Raw genomic sequence first — 16,956 nt, forward strand, 5'->3', positions numbered from 1 at the left:
GGGCATGGGGGATTATTCTCATGGGGTATGCCCCAAATAATGTCTGGTTGTACTAAATTAAGGACTTGTTGCCATTCTTGTTTTCCCCAGTCGGGGTTACAAAGAAAAACTGGACAGTTGGCTACACAAGCAGCGATAAAACTTGCTAAAAATCTTATTGGTTCGCGTTCAGCTAAGATGATTTTTGGTGGGGTTCCAGATGCTGATAATTGCGTTAGTTCTAAATATAATTCTTCAGCTATTTTTTGAAACTGAAGGCTGTCATAGCCAATCAACCAATTATGCTGAGCAAGTCTTTTAAGATAGTCTAAAGGTTGTTGCATAGACTTTGAAGCCAGGTTTGTTCGTGTTCAAAAAAATGGTTCACGCCAAAACCAACTGCCCTATTTTGTTGGGATAATTCTGCTGCTAGTTGGAGTGCTGCAAGTCTTGCGATCGCAGTTTCAAATACTGATGAAAATACGGCATCAATTTGATGCTGTTGACAAAATTGACGCAACCGAGATGGTGAACCGACTATCCCAGGCTTAATCACAAAAATATCTTGCCAACCTTGTTGATAACAGGTGGTGAGTTGGTTAAGTGTGGCGACAGACTCATCTAAAGCGATCGCAGTCCCATAATGTATACTTAATGCCAACATTTCCTGAAATTGCTCAATAGGTAGTGGTTGTTCAATAAATTCGATTTCTATAGATATTTCTTCATTTGCTTTAATATTGTCGCAAGTCCACAGCCATAAGTTTGCCTCCTCATAGCTGAATCCGCCGTTAGCATCTAATCGCAGTTTTGTAGAAGCTGGTAAGGTATGCGCAAGTATGTTAAAAATTTCTAGTTCATAAGCGATCGCATACACACCTATTTTCCATTTAAACGTACGATATCCCTGCTGCCATAATGTTTCCCATTGACTTAAAGCTGCTTCTCCAGCAGGTAATAAGGCACTGTAAGTAAGGGAGAAAGGGGGAGAAAAGACGAGGGGGAGATGAGGGGAAAGGGAGAAAGGGGGAATAAGAGTATTTATATACTTATCTCCCCCACCCATCCACTCCCGCGCTGACTCAAAGCCAAATTGACAAGCAGGTAACTCATCTGAAATAGAGAAAATTGTCTTGTCTGTGATTTCCTCTGGTAATTGGCGACAATAATTTAAAGCTTGTTCTATGGTTTCGGAACCAAACCAACTAATGGGGGCAATTTCTCCCCAGCCAATTCTACCTGTTTCATCGGTGAGGTTGAGGATAATCCCATCCCGGATATCCCAAATACCATGACTGGTAGTTAAAGATTGCACAAATCTACGCCGATACGGACGAAATTTAAATTTGTAAGTCACTAAATGTTATTTGTTATTTGTCATTAGTCCTTAGTAATTACAAATAACCAAGGACTAATGACTAAGGACAGCCGCCACGATCAATTTGACAACTTCTAGAGTTACTAAAGCATAAATCCTAAACCTAATAGTAAGCAACTCCAAAAATGCACGGCTACGGCAATGAATTTACAGTTACTGACTTTATCTGGTTGGTGGTGATTTTCTTGGACATGACGACATAATTTAATGGCGAAGGGTGAACTAAACCAACTTAGCAGCGTCCAAATTGGAAAAAATCCCCACAGCACAAACAGCAAGGTGAGGGGATAAATGCTACCAGTGAACAACATTAGGAGTTGAGCAGCTTTTGCGGTTCCCAGACGGACGATAGGCGATCGCTTACCGGCAGCTATGTCATCCTTGACTTGGTGAAAGTGTGAGCAAAATAAAATTAAACTTGTGACGATGCCGACAATTATTGAGGCTGCTAAACTCGTGATTGACCAAGTTTGGGTTTGGCTGTAATATGCTGCTGCTACTGCCAAAGGCCCAAAGGCGAAAAAGCAAATAATCTCCCCTAAACCTTGATATCCTAAGCGAAAGGGCGGCCCTTGGTATGTGTAGCCCAATGCACAGCAAAGTAGAATTATACCAATGATAGTTGGGTCTTGTTGCCAAGTTGCGATCGCTAATATGCCCAGCAATCCCAAACCTAAACAAAAATTTCCTAACCAAAATATTAATGATTTGTTGCCAGTTAAGTTCACTAAAGAATGGTGTTTATTTTGATCAATTCCTGTTTCTGAATCAAAGACATCATTACTAATATTTTCCCACGCTAAAATTAAAATTGCCGCAGTTACAAAAGTAGAAAATACTGCACCATTAAAAATTTTAGTTTCGGCAAATGCTACTGCTGTTCCTACCCAAATGGGCATAATGGCAACGCTGTACATCGGCGGTTTAATTGCCGCCATCCATAACTTAGTGTTGGGATATAAAATCTGCTTGGTAGTCATCAGTCGTGATTAATTAAATTGCCCGAATATTACTCACACGTTAGATTTTATGATTTACAGAGACGTTAGATACTAGTGAGGTACAAAAAACTGCTAGTTTTAGCATGGCTGTTTAACCTTGTGTTACTAACACCCACCTTGATGTTGCAGATCAAAACCGAGCTTGGCTTGTCAGGGTCTTGGAACACCATGAACAAGGCAAACCACACGCTGGTGAAATGGCGACTTAATATGTTACCTGTAGAAATACGACCACGATTAATTACACTTTAGGAAGTTAACTTAAAAAAAATTTACTTTAGATCCATGACAGTTTTACCATGTCGTAGTAACTCCTTTGTAGAGCACAAAGATTTATATCAATTTCTGTTAGCAGTGCAAGAAAAGTGCCTCAAAAATAATAGCAGGCAAATTGTCAGTATCTCCCAAGAGATTGACTTGGTTGATCCTTTAGTTGTATTGAATAAACTTACACAAGTAAATGAAATAAATTTTTACTTTGAGCATAAAGGGAAAGGAGAAGCGATCGCGGCAATTGATACTGTGACCAAATTACAAATTGATGGCATAGACCGTTTTACTAAAGCTGAGTATTTTATCAAATCTTGTCTAAAAAATATAATTAACTTTGGTAACGCCAATCAACCTTTTTCTGGGCCTCACTTTTTTTGTTACTTTAGTTTTTTTGACCAAAATACCGAAGCAGATTATCCATTTCCATCTGCTACCGTTTTCTTGCCACGCTGGCAAGTAGCTGTGAAAAATCAGCGGTGTATATTAGTAACGAATACAATTATTAATGGCGGTGTAAATATTCAAAGAGTCTTACAGACTGTGCGAGGTAAAATTCAATTTCTCCAATCTTTAGAAGATTATCCGAAGACTGATTATTTTCCCGCAAAATTTCGCCAAAAATCAGTTACGAATGCTACTCAATTTAAACGTTCAGTATCTTCTGTTTTGGAAAAAATCCACTCTAGTCATTTAAGTAAAATTGTACTAGCAGATACACTAGATGTGAAGTCAAGTAGTAATTTTAACTTATTCAAATCATTAAATAATCTCAGGCAAATACATCCTAATTGTTATATTTTTTCCACAAGTAATGGCAAAGGGCAAAATTTTATTGGTGCCAGCCCAGAAAGATTAATTAGTATTAATAATCAGCAGTTAATTACCGATGCTTTGGCTGGCTCTGCACCACGAGGTAAAACACCCGCCGAAGATGCTGCTAATGCCAATCGTTTATTAAATAGTGAAAAAGAAAGGCATGAACATTTGTTGGTAATCGATTTTATTACTCAACGCTTATCCCAGCTAGGTGTATTACCCCAAGTATTAGCACCGCGCCTACGACAATTATCTAACATCCAGCATTTATGGACACCAATCAGCGCCATAGTTCCTGACAACGTACACCCGTTAAAGATTGTTGCTCAACTGCATCCTACACCAGCCGTTGCGGGTGCAGCACGAGATGTTGCCTGTGCTGAAATTCGGCGTTATGAGAGCTTTGAGAGGGGTTTATATGCTGCACCTCTAGGTTGGATAGACTCTGAGGGGAACTGCGAGTTTATCGTCGGAATTCGTTCAGCACTGATTGATGGCGATCGCGCTAGACTTTACGCAGGTGCTGGTATCGTTGCCGGTTCTGATCCTGACAAAGAGTTTGCAGAGGTGCAACTCAAACTTCAGGCTTTACTGAAAGCATTAGTGTGAATCCCCAGTGACTATGCCCGATCGCCCAGGTGATATTACCACCGAGGGCGACGATAAACCCGGCGATCGCCAATAAAGTATTTAAGTCTTTCATTTAAAGCTATTAATTTAGTTTAATAGTTGATCTAACTTGCCTTCAACCCTTTCAATGTCATCACCTAATTTAAAAATCAAGTTATTGGTGTAGTTCTCAACAGGTGGCAGATATTCCCAAATTGGGACTCGAAGGTTTGTCAGCCAAGTTGCATCAGAAATTGTCAATTGATAGTTACTGGCAACCTTGGGGAACTTTACAAGTTTAGTGCGATTGAGCAGATACGGAATTTCAATAGCCGTGATGGGGGGTGAATTTACCCCAGCGATTTATAGCTAAAAATACCACTAACTAATTAAAATATCCCCCTCAAGTTTTAAAGTTTTGAGGGGGTTATAAATTTGAATTAATACTTTAGAGTGAGGCTAAGCAAGTAGTTACAGCCTTAAGATTGTAAACATGATTTGCAAGTCAAGCAACTTGTCGTTGAAGTTTTTAGTTATGAGTTATAAACTCCCAACTACTAATTTCTAGCTTATGAGTTTTTTGCTCCAGCAACAGTCAATATTTAAATCAACATAGATAATTTAAAACTTCAAAAAATCAAGTTTTTTCAGCCCGAGTAAATATCTAAGATGCTTAAGTAAGCTAGCTTATTGAAGATTTTAGCTAGCTCAAACCCAGAACTAAACAGGTAATATCAATGACACAATCTAACAATAATTCTAGTAAGCAAAAAGTTGCTATCCTGATTGAAAACGAAGTAGAAGATTCAGAATTGACAGTTCCTTATAATGGGCTAAAACAAGCAGGAATAGAGGTTGTTGTGCTCGGTGCGCGCATGAATGAAAAATATAAGGGTAAACGCGGTAAACTTAACATGCAGGCCGACGGTACAACAACAGAAGCGATCGCAGCAGAATTCGACGCAGTAATCATTCCTGGTGGAATGGCTCCCGACAAAATGCGGCGCAATCCCAACACAGTCCGTTTTGTACAAGAGGCGATGCAGCAAGGAAAATTGGTAGCTGCGGTTTGCCATGGCCCACAACTTTTGATTGAAGGCGATTTACTCAAAGGTAAGCAAGCCACCGGCTTCAGTGCTATCCGCAAGGACATGATTAATGCTGGTGCAAATTACATAGACGAGCCGCTAGTAGTTGACGGGAATTTGATTACCTCGCGTGAACCTGGAGACTTACCAATTTTTACCACAGCCATCTTGAGTCGCTTGGGTTACGGTGGTAAAGATGCTGCATTGCCAAGTGAGGAAGATACAAGCGCTGAATGGTGGAAATTCGCTGATGCTTGGGGTGGCTCAACCAAAGGCGATATTGGCAGAGGTTTGAATACTGCTCTTGCTGGTGAGCGTTATTTATTAGAAGCCTTGGAAAAGTATACCGAAAAAGAATCAGATGCGGAAGTGCGATCGCTCTTTCAGGAGATGATTGGTAATAAACAGCACCATATCGAAAAACTGGAAACTTATCTTCACCAAATAGGCGATAAACCCTCTTTAACCGCAAATATCGCTAATCAGTATGCCAAGGTGAAAACAGCCTTAACAGGTAGTGATGACATCTATCAGCTGCGTTCCGCTCTGGGGGATGTGCAAACTGGTATTGGCGATATTGGCAATTTGTGTGCTATGTACACTGATCCAGTGGCAACTGCTATTTTCAAACAAATCTACAACGATTTATGGAAATACGAACAACGACTAATAGAACTGTATCGGTTACGGATAGGTGGTGCTCAGGTTAATCCTCCTAAACCGACTACAGGAGCTGCTATGTCGATGTAACTCGTTTTGAGGTTCTACCTGGGAATGCATACATAGCGGAGATAGAACCTCCCGATTCGCATTCCCAGTATGCGACTAGGAACGAGTTAACAAAAGACATCTCCGAAAAAGAATGTATAAACGTAGCACTACTACCACTGTACAAGGGTTCTGGATAATGCATATTTGATTTCTGGAGATGTCTAAAACAATAAAGATTAAGAAAGTTGATGGGGAGATAAAAAAGTGACTTCAACATCAGGGGATAAACTAAGTCAAACTCACAGTGGTAGCAGTGAAGCTAGTGAAACTGAGCGTTGGGCATCTCTTATCGGTGGCGGTGCGCTAGTACTGATGGGTTTAAGACAAGGCTCCTTGCGGGGAGCGCTGACAGCTTTAGCTGGTGGCGGTTTGATTTATCAAGGCGCAACTAAACAAAGCACAATCCAGCAAGCACAAGAAGCAATGGGTGTGAACCAACCTATCAAAGTTGAAAAGACAGTAACCATCAATAGATCGGCAGATGAACTGTACCGCTTTTGGCACAACTTGGAGAATCTGCCCACATTTATGAAGCATCTCAAATCTGTGAAAGTTTACAACGAAAAACGTTCACATTGGATTGCTAACGCACCCTTGGGGAAAAGCGTGGAGTGGGATGCAGACATTCTGGAAGATCGGGAAAATGAGTTTATTTCTTGGGCTTCTGTAGAAGGCGCAGATGTTGATAATTCTGGTTTTGTTCGCTTCCAAAAAGCACCAGGCGATCGCGGCACGGAAGTCAAGGTTGTTTTAGAGTATAACCCACCTGGTGGAGCACTAGCATCTGTTGTAGCTAAACTTTTCGGTGAAGAACCAGAACAGCAAATTGGTGATGAATTACGCCGCTTCAAGATGTTAATGGAAGCAGGTGAAATCGCCACCACTGAAGGACAACCCACTGGACATAAGTAGTTATTTGTCCTTTGTCCTAACCTCCAGGAAGCCGCTTGCTACAAGTCGGTGAACCCTTGATTTAATGTTAGTCCCCGCAGGTGGATTTGGTTTGTGTAGTAGCGAATTCTATTCGCCTAATACTTTTAAAACATCATCTAAGCGTCTACTTATTTGTTATTTGTATAAAGTAAATAACAAATAACTAATTTAGATTTTTCAACATCAACAGACAGCTTCATAAAAGTTGTGTTGAAACCACAAAATGGCTAAGAGGTTAGTTGTAAATTTACTACTAGCTAATTACCAGGGTACATAGCGATCAATTGGAGTGATTTAATGAACCAAGTAACTTCTTTGTTAAAAAATCTACGTCATATCCTGACAGTTTTTCTAGTAGGAATTACATTTTTTGTGATTCAGGCTTTTGGTTACAGTACTACACTGCAAGCCCACGCAGCTAACACTGTAACAACTCCGGAGGGGACTTATTACAAAGGAGTACCTGATAGTGATGCGAACGACCTTACTAACAAAGCGAATCGTGCAGCTAACAGTACTAGAAATAACGTAAAAAGCGCTGCTGATAATATCCGAGAAAAGCTTAATCTTGATGAGCCACTTCCTCGAAGCACCAAAAACTTTTTACAATCTACTAAAGAAAAAGTAGAAGATACCGTTATGCCTGTAATTGGCAAGAAAGAAGGATATTACCAAGAGAGATAATCCCACTCAGGATGGAGTATTAGAGGAGTATGTTGAATGTTGAAAGTCGAGCCTTAACTATTAGACCTTTGACTCTGGGCTGTTCAATATTCTCAACTCCTCTTTTCTTGATAATTGACTCGTTATCAAACAATTCATAATTTGCAATCAATTAATTTAATTACGAATTATGAATTACGAATTATCGTATTATCCTAACTAAGGACTAATAATTATGAAAGCAGTTTGCTGGCATGGAGCAAACGACGTGCGCGTGGAAACAGTTCTAGATCCCAAAATCATCAACCCACGTGATGCCATTGTTAAAATTACTTCCACGGCAATTTGCGGATCGGATTTGCATATTTATAACGGCTATATTCCCACAATGGAGAAAGGCGATATTCTTGGCCATGAATTTATGGGGGAAGTCGTCGAACTTGGAAGTGCAGTGAAAAATGTGAAGGTAGGCGATCGCGTCGTTGTTCCTTTTACAATATCCTGTGGCAACTGCTTTTTCTGCAATCGTGATTTATGGTCACTGTGCGATAACTCTAACCCCAATGCTTGGCTAGTAGAAAAGCAGATGGGCTATTCCCCATCAGGTCTATTTGGCTACTCTCACTTATTTGGTGGTTACGCTGGTGGTCAAGCAGAGTATGCACGAGTGCCCTTTGCAGATGTAGGCTTGTTCAAAATCCCTGATGGTTTAACGGATGAGCAAGTATTATTTTTAACGGATATTTTCCCAACTGGCTACATGGCAGCCGAGAACTGCAACATCCAACCCGGTGATATTGTCGCGGTTTGGGGCTGTGGCCCAGTCGGACAATTCGCCATCAAAAGTGCATATCTACTGGGTGCAGAACATGTCATCGCTTTTGACCGCGTTCCCGAACGCCTGCAAATGGCTAAAGAATACGGCCAAGCCGAAGTCCTCAACTACGAGGAAGTAGATGTTGGTGAAGCACTTAAAGAAATGACCGGTGGTCGTGGCCCTGATGCGTGCATTGATGCAGTGGGAATGGAGGCACACGGCACAGATTTTATGGCGTTGTACGACCAAGTAAAGCAAGCAGTGCGTCTAGAAACAGACCGCCCCACGGCATTACGACAAGTAATTGTCTCTTGTCGCAAAGGTGGTCACGTATCAATTCCAGGTGTATACGGTGGCTTTGTAGATAAAGTGCCGATGGGTGCTGCGATGAACAAGGGACTAACCTTAAAAATGGGACAAACTCACGTCCACAAGTATTTACGACCCTTGCTAGAACACATCCAAAACGGTGAAATTGACCCAACTTTTATCATCACCCACAGCTTACCTCTAGAACAAGCACCTCACGGCTACGAAATTTTTAAGCACAAGAAAGATAACTGTATCAAAGTTGTACTCAAACCGTAAATAGTGCTGAGTTGTTTAACTTTCCTGCTTTTTTCTTGTTCCTTAGCTCTGCTCAGAAATGCCTAGTTAGGGACTTCCAAATCCCCCTGTAAGTAGCCTTGATTTCATCAGCTAAATAATAGCTGGAAATTTCGGCTTCTATCTTCTCGGTTCCATGGGCTAGTCCTGGAACCGTGATTATTCACCAATACCCACAGGGAAAAGACAAATTTCACCCATTTCATTAAACTGCTCTTGCAGCCAAGTTGCGAATAGTTCACTTAAAAGTCGCTGGCGCATGAGATTATCTAACTGAGCAGAAATGAACTTTTCAAGTCGCACGATCGCCACCCATTCACCCAAGCGAGTAGGGGGCCATAGTTGACCAGGTTGGCTATTAGCTAACATTTTTGCCAAAGTTGGGTGACACTTACTCAAATGAATTGGGCCGATTAATCCGCCATTAGAAGCGCTGGGATCTTCAGAGTACTGGCTAGCGAGTGCAGCAAAGTCTGTCTCTTTTTCTTGAATACGGAAATATAATTCTTGAACAGCTAAATCATCAGTCTTAATTAAAGAAAAAAGCACTTGATCAAATTCTGATTTGCGGCTTCTAAAAACAGATTCTAATTGGTTTCCCCAGGTAGCTTGCTGAAATTTCTCAATTCTTAGCGATCGCACGGCATAGGTTTGTAGTTGCTCTGGTGTCATACCATTACGCTTGAGCCAAGTCTGAATTTCTGTATGGGAATTGAGCTGATTTTTCTCACAAAACTGTTGCTGAGCGCTTTGTGTTTCTTCAAGGGTACAGGTGAAAGGAGCGATCGCATCATCAACGATTAATTCAAATAATAACCGAGGCAATAATTGGTAACCAGCTAGTAAGGACACTATTTCTTTAGTTGTAATAGTACGGTTGCCGACTCGTAAAACTACGGTCATAGTTTTGTCATTAGGGGAATGAGGGATGGTGAGATTGCTGGTAGAGGGATGAAGGTAAGGAACTGATACAAAAGTTTTCCCGCCTTTTGACCAAATAATTACTAATTCGTAATTCGTAATTGAATGGGTACAAGCCCCACTAATTCTAACTACGAATTACGAATCATTGGTTACGAAATATACACTAATAGCAAGTGCTCAATACTTCGTTAAACAGGAGTCAAATAGTTATTAAATACGAAAGTACCCACATTTTTACCTACTTGCACTCCATCTACAGTCGCAGAGTCAATATGGACACCACCATATAAGCGGCTATCGGCATCCTCTTGAGCTAGTTGAGAAAAGCTACCGAAATAGCGAGCAACCCCAGGTAATTCCTGAGAAGGAATATCAAAACTGATGTTGTCAGTGCCGTAAAAAAGCTTGAGAATCTCGGCTGATACACCACCAAATACCGAATGTCCAGATATGTAGTCGGGGAATGGCGGAGTATCTAACAGTGGTTCCCAATTGGGATCGGCAACTGTATTGGGATTATTATCGCGATCGCCATTGCGGATTACGGTAATCGGACGTGCTTGATTGAATGAGTATTTAGTATCCCATGCACTAATCCCAGCATCAGCTTGAGCAATATTTAATAGCGCAAACAACCGAGCATTTTCCTCCAGCGTATTGCCTTGAGCTAATGCAATTTCTTGAGCAACTTCGTTCAACTGACCCGGTGGTCTGAAAGTGTCGCCGCGATCGTAAGCCCAAAATTGAGCAATTTCAGTCTGATCTTTGGTGCGGACAGTACTGTTTTCAGAACCAAGTGCCTTGACTCTATTAAACTCTCTAGCATAGCGGGGGCTACCATACTGAGGCAAAGTATCTGGACGGAACTGGGCGACGCTGTTGATTGCAAAGGGCCTTACTAGCCCCCACTGTGGCAATAAAGCTGGTGCCAAATTGGTAGTGTTATTTGTCGTTTCACCATCACTGAAAGTTGGTTGCCAATCACCAAAACGACTACCGGGTGTGTATGCTCCTTGTGCAGTAATTGCACCATCGTTCCTGCGACTATCCAGTATTTGCCGAGCAACTTTTTGTCCTATGGCAATACCTTTGTCTTCAGCTGCACCGTCAGGAATAGCTGCAAGAGACCTTTGTCTTTGTTCATCAAATGTGGCTTTTAATGTATCTCTAATTCCCTGATTCAGGAAAAATCGTGGAGGCGCAAATTGTGGGTCTGTAAACACAGTTACTAGAGTTTGATAAGCTGCCTCCACCGCCGCAGCCTCTTTGGACGCTCCTGCGGCTTCCGATGCACTGATGTTTGCAAGGTAAGGTTTGTAACTCCGGTCAACTGCGTTCACCGCGTCATAGATTGCTGCATGAACGATCGCCTGATTCCGCGCTCCCAAGGGAGGTGCTGTCTGTGCCAGCTGTATGGCATTCAAAAGTATCGAATTCCATTGAATAACAACGTCACCTTCAGTAATTATCTGAGTAGCTAGATTGTTATTTGTATTACCTTCGGTAATGTTACTATTAGCCGACTCTACCTGTCCAACCAGATAGTAGAGTCCTGGTGAGACAACACTTGCAGTGCGAAAGTCAGATCCAGCAAAGTCTATAGTAAAGGTTCTGGACTGACCAGGTCTTAAGTTAACATTTAGACCATTTAAACTACCCAGAAGTTCATCTTTACCCTGCAATAAATCACTTGCACCTCTGACTGTCCCCAGGGTGTTTAAAGAATTGAGTTCAAGAACTTTGTCTGTTGATGCATATAATTTCAGGTTTACAGGCCCCTGAAAGCGCATATCGCCTTGATTCTTGACAACAATATCAAGTTGTCCTTTTTCATCAGGAAAGATTGTCGGATTCTGAAATATGTCAGCAAACTGGATAACTAAATCTGAAGCCATGATGTTTTTGTCCTTTCAAGTGTGCAGAAAAATTGGAAGTTGGAATTTTCCATCAAACGAAAATAAACTGATTTGTATTAGAAAGATTGATATTTGCCAGTGAAATTCCTTCTAAAACACCTATCAGTTCAGGTACAGCTTGCCCTAGGGTTAAAAATATTCCTGCACCAGATATGGTAGTATTCGCAAACGTACCCAATGAATACATGCTCTGTGAACCCGCCAGTTGGACTCTATCCAAACCACGGTTAGTACCATCGTTGAGGGAGCCAAAGTCTTTGATGAGAGCGTAGTCTAGATCGCCATTGGCGTTCACATTCCCGTCATTGTATAGAACGACATCAAACACGACCGTATTATTACCATTTACATCTCTGGCGTTTGCGTCTCCAAGTCCCAGGACAAAAGTGTCGTTGTTTCTTCCACCGATTAATGTATCAACTTCACCAAAGCCAAACCCGTTCTGTAATTGGCCAAAGAAGGCGGTGTCAGTGCCAACTAAGATATCACTGCCAGTGCCACCATCAAGGGTGTCATTACCCTGTCCACCAAATAGTGAATCTATTCCAGCATCACCATTGAGGATATCATTCCCCCGACCACCATCAATATTGTCGCTGCCAATCCCACCAGAGATGATGTCGTTACCACTAACGCCAGGGTTATTTTCTATGTCATCACCATAGAGTATATCGTTACCACTTCCACCATCAATGGTGTCGTTACCTGCTCCGCCTTCAGCATAGTCACTGCCAAGATCACCAGAGATGATGTCATCACCGTCTTGACCATAAAGTAAGTCATTGCCATCACCACCCTTGATGGTATCATTGCCACTGGCAATCAAGTCGGCATTTCCACTGGGAGTGTAGTCCCCATAGATGATGTCTCTTCCGACATTTCCTTCTAGGTAGTCACTTCCACCACCACCACTAATGGTGTCATTTCCTGCTTGACCAAAGACTGTATCATCACCTTCGAGACTGCTGATGATATCACCTCTAGTCGTGCCATTGATGGTATCTGCGTTCAGAGTACCTAAGAAGATATTGTTACCAATTCTCAAAACTGAAGCGGATGGTTGAGAAACTGAACCGGATTCCACCCGTTCTAGTACTTGTAATTGTGACGCTTCAGATGTAGTCAGTTGTGGTGCAACTTCTACTACTTGTGATGTATCGAATGTGCTTGACTTTGGCTCTTGGATTTCTGCCATTTGTTTTGAGTTAGTTTGTGAAAGAACTGAATTGAAGCAACATGAAACAATACATAGCTAGGCAAAATAATTCGTAATTTATAATTCGTAAACGAAGTTCTGATTCGACAGTAACCGCCAATACTTGGACTTCCTAACGAATTACGAATAAGGAATTATTTAGTCTAAAGAGGTGGGCCCCTTTTACCTAGCCATGAATTCCATTCATCAAAACTGACTGCCAAATCTGAGGTGAAATCTTTTTGGCTATCTTTCATCTTTTCAAGTATTTAAATGTGCGTTTGAGAAGTCGTATCGCGCTTTATAGACCAAAGTTTGATCGTTTGATCACCACTACCACTGGCTATGGTTTGCCCATCAGGACTGATAACAACAGACCACACTGGCTTGGTGTACTCTGTAAAGTTGTCAATAAGTCTGCCATCGCTCAGCCGCCACAATTTGCTCGTTTTGTCACCACTACCACTAGCTATCATTTGACCATCAGGGCTGAACTGAAAAGAGCATATTGCTTGAGAATGCCCCATCAACGTGTATAGAAGCATTGGACTACGAGTATCCTAGTTGCCAAATCCGAATCGAGCCATCAGTATTATCACAGGTTAACTAAACTTACTACCCTTCAAATAACGTTGTAATAGGAGGAAAAATTATTGGTTGTGAAGCTGTTCTTAATGCAATAGATTTATAGCTTTTAACTAGTTGAGCAACTTTATTTGACATACTTCAAATTCTTAAAGTCATTAGTGTGGGATTGTTTAAGTAAGATTATTTAACAATCAGTTATCAGGTTATAATACATGTAACCGCTGTTTGTTACAATACTATTGTTAATGAACTAAAAAATATAAACTTTTGTTTCAGGATTTAGGTCAAGAGAGAATGGCACGCTTGAAAAGCCCAAAGGCTTGTGTCGTCTCGTTCCCAGCCCCCAGGCTGGGAATGTGTTTAAAGAGGCTCTGCCTCTTGTCAAGCTAGTGGAGGCGGAGCCTCCCAGAATGGGTTCCCAGCCCCCAGGCTGGGAACCAGTCAGAGCAAGGGCTGTATCTTTAGTGCCATTAGGTCAAGAGAGTTATTAACAAGTGTGAGATGGCAAGGAGACTATCACAGGGTTGTAAACAAGAGACCTCTTGCAGATTTATTTTATGGTAAGGTGAAGAGTTTTGAGATGAATTGGCTTCACCAATGCGATACGAACAAACAAAGCGACTGTCCAATCGAGAATTTAAACGTCTGGTTGGAGTACAAAGACGGACATTTGATGAATACGACGTCCAATGCATAGATAAGATTAATACTAGTACCGCTGCGCGTAATTCGTAATTCGTAATTTTTAATTCCCTTGTAGCAAGGGTTTCAGACATTTCAAATGGGTACTTAATTTTGCCGTGCTGTACTAGTAAATTGGTAGAATTAGGCGGTAATTAAGAATAGTAAGAATTCTCTGACAAGGCTCCTCTAATTCTCTATGACTAATCAAGTATTAATAGCACTTACTTTCATCGGCTTTCTTGCCTTTATTATTTTCGTCGGAATTTACTCTGCAAGCCATAAGCAAAACACAACTGCTGATTATTTACTAGCGAGTCGAGGGGTGCATCCCTGGTTAACAGCACTGTCAGCGATGTCAACCGGTCAGAGTGGCTTATTATTTTTGGGACAGGTTGGTTTTGCTTACAAGATTGGAATTTCTGCTATTTGGTTAGTTATTGGCTGGGCGATCGGAGACTACATTGCTTGGTGGTTTTTTTTCAAGCGGTTAAGACAAATTTCTGAGGATACCTCGTCTGATACAGTCTCTGCGTTCCTGGCTCAAAATACTCCAGGCGATCGCTGGATTTCTATTGTCTCAGCTATCATCATTATTGCTTTTCTTGGTTCCTATGCCGCATCACAACTTGTCGCCGGAAGCAAAGCACTGAATGTAGTGTTCGGTTGGGACTACTACTGGGGAATTGTGCTGGGGGCTGTAATGGTCGTCATTTACTGTTTTTCTGGCGGTGTCCGTGCCGAAATTTGGACAGATGCAGTCCAAGGGATTATCATGATTGGCTCGTTGCTACTACTGCTGATTGTTGCAGTCGTCAACTCTGGTGGATTAGGAGGAGTCTGGACAAAACTAGCAGCTATTGATCCACAACTGGTTAGTTTAAGTCCCACAAATCTCCCTCTGGGATTTTTGCCTTTTTTATTTGGTTGGATAGTGGCTGGGTTTGGTGTAGTTGGTCAACCTCATATATTGACACGAGCGATGGCCATTGACTCGGCTGAAAATGTGAATCATGCTCTCAATATCAAAACTATCTGTGGTCTGACTAATTCTTTTTCTGCTATTGGTATAGGCTTGACAGCGCGAGTACTCCTACCAGAATTGATGAATGGAGGCGATCCAGAGTTGGCTTTACCCTACTTAGCACAGGAGCTTTTACCTGCTGTCTTTGTGGGACTGATGCTAGCAGGAGTGTTTGCTGCTACGATGTCCACCGCCGATTCTCAGATTCTCTGTTGTTCAGCAGCGATCACGCAAGATATTTTTCCTCAGTTTGCTAACTCTTACAAGCTGGCTAAACTAGGAACTCTAACTGTAGCAATGATAGTTTTAAGTATTGCCTTAGTAGGTGATAGTAATGTATTCCTGTTAGTTACATTCTCTTGGTCAGCTTTGGCTTCGGGTTTGGGCCCATTATTAATAATACGTGTCTGGCAATTGCCTGTGAGTACACCTGTGGCGCTGTTGATGATGAGCGTTGGCATTGCAGCCGCTGTGTCTTGGAGTTTAGTATTTAAGTTATCTAATATTGTTTACGAAGTTCTTCCGGGAATGGCTGCGGGTATCCTCGTCTATTTAATTGCTCAATTTTTTACTAGGAAGCAGTCAGGAATTAAGAGCAAGTAGCTAGAATCAAAGATTTAGGAAAGCCTAAAACCTTAACCTTCCCAACTGTATATTTAGGCAAAAACCAAGGAGCTACTAACATTATATTCGACTTTTCAAATAATACAAAACCAGTTACTTACGACGATATTATCAGCCAATGACAAATAACTTATATAGGAACCATATTTGATTTCTGAAAAAAATTCAGTACATCTTTATTACTTATTCTCCATGCCCCATTCTCCATTCCCTGTCTCTACAAGTCAGTTCACGAATCAAATCGGATTACTATAGTTCATGCATCACTTTGTATTGCTGTACTATTTTCATCTAAAACCGCAGAACGCAAATTTTGCCAATATTCTGGTGTTACTTCCTGAGTGTCCGAGTTAATACCTTCAAGTAAAAGCATTTCTAACTTCGCTTGCGCCTTACGTTTTTTGTCTTGCTGCACCAAGTCCACAAAATACTCGCCGATGCTGTTGTAAGTACCTGTCATCAATTGTGCCTCGACATAAACGCGCATCTCATCAGGGATATCAATATTGATATTCATTAGCTTTTAAGCATAACTACATCTATTATTTTAGCGTGCAAGCCTTCATTCAACCTACAAATGAACATTTGGTGAAAAGAAATAAAGTTATTGAACACGACTACCCACCGATAAACAAAAAATTAGATAATATGAATTTTTTCAAATGCCTCATTTCAAAATTATTTTTGGCGCCAGTTTTTGGTCATTACGACTTTAGTAATTACTTGCCATAGTACGGCAAGTAATACGATTTTAAGGCTGTGAAAACAGGCAATCTTTACAATAAGTATGCCCTTGTTAATGAAAGTGGAGGTAATGATTACCGAAGAATTGATAAGCTGTTACGCTTTTAAATTGCATAGTTACTCATGAAGAGTGTCAAGAGTCAAGAGAAGCCAGTCACTCAACGGGGGAAATCCTCCGCTCGCCCTTGGCGTCTCCCCTTGGGAGAAGTTCAGAGCATCGGCTTCCGGCGCTCCGACTTCTCTTTGCACGTGACTGGCTCCTCTGGACAACCCTCATGAGTCAATATGCAAACTTTCAGGTGTTTTAGCTTACTTTATACCAAAAT

15 protein-coding genes and 1 pseudogene are annotated in these 16,956 nt (G+C 41.3%); 7 read left to right on the forward strand and 9 right to left on the reverse strand.

Annotated features, from left to right (window positions below; genetic code table 11):
* The 3 genes and pseudogenes from IQ246_RS15100 to menA form a co-directional block, all read right to left on the reverse strand.
* Window positions 1–323, reverse strand: a pseudogene (locus IQ246_RS15100) (hypothetical protein); the annotation flags it as partial.
* Window positions 308–1,336 carry an o-succinylbenzoate synthase gene (locus IQ246_RS15105; RefSeq protein ID WP_194004177.1) on the reverse strand — a complete coding sequence of 343 codons (1,029 nt, stop codon included), beginning with the start codon at window positions 1,334–1,336 and terminating at the stop codon, window positions 308–310. The pseudogene IQ246_RS15100 and the gene IQ246_RS15105, both read right to left, overlap by 16 nt.
* Window positions 1,337–1,440: 104 nt before the next feature.
* Window positions 1,441–2,337, reverse strand: coding sequence for a 2-carboxy-1,4-naphthoquinone phytyltransferase (gene menA, locus IQ246_RS15110; RefSeq protein ID WP_194004178.1), 897 nt, complete (start codon window positions 2,335–2,337; stop codon window positions 1,441–1,443).
* Between the two features lie 306 nt (window positions 2,338–2,643).
* Between menA and IQ246_RS15115 the strand changes: the two genes are divergently transcribed.
* The gene (locus IQ246_RS15115; RefSeq protein ID WP_194004179.1) at window positions 2,644–4,056 is read left to right on the forward strand and encodes an isochorismate synthase MenF; all 1,413 of its coding nucleotides are present in this window, start codon (window positions 2,644–2,646) and stop codon (window positions 4,054–4,056) included.
* Here the strand turns inward: IQ246_RS15115 and IQ246_RS30910 are convergent.
* Window positions 4,022–4,150 (reverse strand): hypothetical protein, encoded by a 129-nt coding sequence (locus IQ246_RS30910; protein WP_255515568.1) that lies wholly within the window; start codon window positions 4,148–4,150, stop codon window positions 4,022–4,024. The two genes, IQ246_RS15115 and IQ246_RS30910, sit on opposite strands and share 35 nt — an antisense overlap.
* Window positions 4,151–4,793: 643 nt before the next feature.
* Here IQ246_RS30910 and IQ246_RS15120 point away from each other — a divergent pair.
* From IQ246_RS15120 to IQ246_RS15135, 4 genes are all read left to right on the forward strand, one after another.
* A complete protein-coding gene (locus IQ246_RS15120) occupies window positions 4,794–5,894 on the forward strand; it encodes a DJ-1/PfpI/YhbO family deglycase/protease (protein ID WP_194004180.1) in 1,101 nt (366 codons plus the stop codon).
* Window positions 5,895–6,119: 225 nt separating this feature from the next.
* Entirely contained in the window at window positions 6,120–6,827 is a 708-nt protein-coding gene (locus IQ246_RS15125; RefSeq protein WP_194004181.1) for an SRPBCC family protein, read from the forward strand.
* 318 nt (window positions 6,828–7,145) lie between these two features.
* A complete protein-coding gene (locus IQ246_RS15130; protein ID WP_194004182.1) occupies window positions 7,146–7,532 on the forward strand; it encodes a hypothetical protein in 387 nt (128 codons plus the stop codon).
* Between the two features lie 214 nt (window positions 7,533–7,746).
* Window positions 7,747–8,916, forward strand: a complete 1,170-nt coding sequence (locus IQ246_RS15135; protein WP_194004183.1) for a zinc-dependent alcohol dehydrogenase — start codon at window positions 7,747–7,749, stop codon at window positions 8,914–8,916.
* A gap of 177 nt (window positions 8,917–9,093) precedes the next feature.
* Here IQ246_RS15135 and IQ246_RS15140 read toward each other — a convergent pair whose 3' ends face one another.
* The 4 genes from IQ246_RS15140 to IQ246_RS15155 all read right to left on the reverse strand — a co-directional run bounded on the left by IQ246_RS15140 (window position 9,094) and on the right by IQ246_RS15155 (window position 13,514).
* Entirely contained in the window at window positions 9,094–9,837 is a 744-nt protein-coding gene (locus IQ246_RS15140) for a peptidylprolyl isomerase (RefSeq protein WP_194004184.1), read from the reverse strand.
* A 209-nt stretch (window positions 9,838–10,046) separates the two neighbouring features.
* Window positions 10,047–11,753 carry a vanadium-dependent haloperoxidase gene (locus IQ246_RS15145; RefSeq protein ID WP_194004185.1) on the reverse strand — a complete coding sequence of 569 codons (1,707 nt, stop codon included), beginning with the start codon at window positions 11,751–11,753 and terminating at the stop codon, window positions 10,047–10,049.
* A gap of 52 nt (window positions 11,754–11,805) precedes the next feature.
* Window positions 11,806–12,969, reverse strand: a complete 1,164-nt coding sequence (locus IQ246_RS15150) for a calcium-binding protein (protein ID WP_194004186.1) — start codon at window positions 12,967–12,969, stop codon at window positions 11,806–11,808.
* Window positions 12,970–13,238: 269 nt separating this feature from the next.
* Window positions 13,239–13,514: a WD40 repeat domain-containing protein gene (locus tag IQ246_RS15155; protein ID WP_194004187.1), complete on the reverse strand. Its 276-nt coding sequence runs from the start codon at window positions 13,512–13,514 to the stop codon at window positions 13,239–13,241.
* 923 nt (window positions 13,515–14,437) lie between these two features.
* On the opposite strand from IQ246_RS15155, the gene IQ246_RS15160 reads away from it, so the two are divergent.
* Window positions 14,438–15,865 carry a sodium/proline symporter gene (locus IQ246_RS15160; protein WP_194004188.1) on the forward strand — a complete coding sequence of 476 codons (1,428 nt, stop codon included), beginning with the start codon at window positions 14,438–14,440 and terminating at the stop codon, window positions 15,863–15,865.
* 277 nt (window positions 15,866–16,142) lie between these two features.
* Here IQ246_RS15160 and IQ246_RS15165 read toward each other — a convergent pair whose 3' ends face one another.
* Entirely contained in the window at window positions 16,143–16,403 is a 261-nt protein-coding gene (locus IQ246_RS15165) for a type II toxin-antitoxin system ParD family antitoxin (RefSeq protein ID WP_194004189.1), read from the reverse strand.
* 350 nt (window positions 16,404–16,753) lie between these two features.
* Between IQ246_RS15165 and IQ246_RS15170 the strand changes: the two genes are divergently transcribed.
* A complete protein-coding gene (locus tag IQ246_RS15170; protein WP_194004190.1) occupies window positions 16,754–16,909 on the forward strand; it encodes a hypothetical protein in 156 nt (51 codons plus the stop codon).
* The last annotated feature ends 47 nt before the right edge of the window (window positions 16,910–16,956 follow it).

It is taken from the genome of aff. Roholtiella sp. LEGE 12411 (assembly GCF_015206995.1).
In the GTDB taxonomy this organism is placed as follows: Bacteria; Cyanobacteriota; Cyanobacteriia; order Cyanobacteriales; family Nostocaceae; genus Komarekiella.

Excerpts from the sequence above, each read along its gene's own strand:
- IQ246_RS15170 (WP_194004190.1), top strand. The coding sequence starts at position 16,754 with ATGAAGAGTGTCAAGAGTCAAGAGAAGCCAGTCACTCAACGGGGGAAA.
- IQ246_RS15155 (WP_194004187.1), bottom strand. The coding sequence starts at position 13,514 with ATGCTTCTATACACGTTGATGGGGCATTCTCAAGCAATATGCTCTTTT.
- IQ246_RS30910 (WP_255515568.1), bottom strand. The coding sequence starts at position 4,150 with ATGAAAGACTTAAATACTTTATTGGCGATCGCCGGGTTTATCGTCGCC.
- IQ246_RS15140 (WP_194004184.1), bottom strand. The coding sequence starts at position 9,837 with ATGACCGTAGTTTTACGAGTCGGCAACCGTACTATTACAACTAAAGAA.
- IQ246_RS15135 (WP_194004183.1), top strand. The coding sequence starts at position 7,747 with ATGAAAGCAGTTTGCTGGCATGGAGCAAACGACGTGCGCGTGGAAACA.
- IQ246_RS15130 (WP_194004182.1), top strand. The coding sequence starts at position 7,146 with ATGAACCAAGTAACTTCTTTGTTAAAAAATCTACGTCATATCCTGACA.
- IQ246_RS15145 (WP_194004185.1), bottom strand. The coding sequence starts at position 11,753 with ATGGCTTCAGATTTAGTTATCCAGTTTGCTGACATATTTCAGAATCCG.
- IQ246_RS15165 (WP_194004189.1), bottom strand. The coding sequence starts at position 16,403 with ATGAATATCAATATTGATATCCCTGATGAGATGCGCGTTTATGTCGAG.
- IQ246_RS15115 (WP_194004179.1), top strand. The coding sequence starts at position 2,644 with ATGACAGTTTTACCATGTCGTAGTAACTCCTTTGTAGAGCACAAAGAT.
- menA (WP_194004178.1), bottom strand. The coding sequence starts at position 2,337 with ATGACTACCAAGCAGATTTTATATCCCAACACTAAGTTATGGATGGCG.
- IQ246_RS15120 (WP_194004180.1), top strand. The coding sequence starts at position 4,794 with ATGACACAATCTAACAATAATTCTAGTAAGCAAAAAGTTGCTATCCTG.
- IQ246_RS15160 (WP_194004188.1), top strand. The coding sequence starts at position 14,438 with ATGACTAATCAAGTATTAATAGCACTTACTTTCATCGGCTTTCTTGCC.
- IQ246_RS15150 (WP_194004186.1), bottom strand. The coding sequence starts at position 12,969 with ATGGCAGAAATCCAAGAGCCAAAGTCAAGCACATTCGATACATCACAA.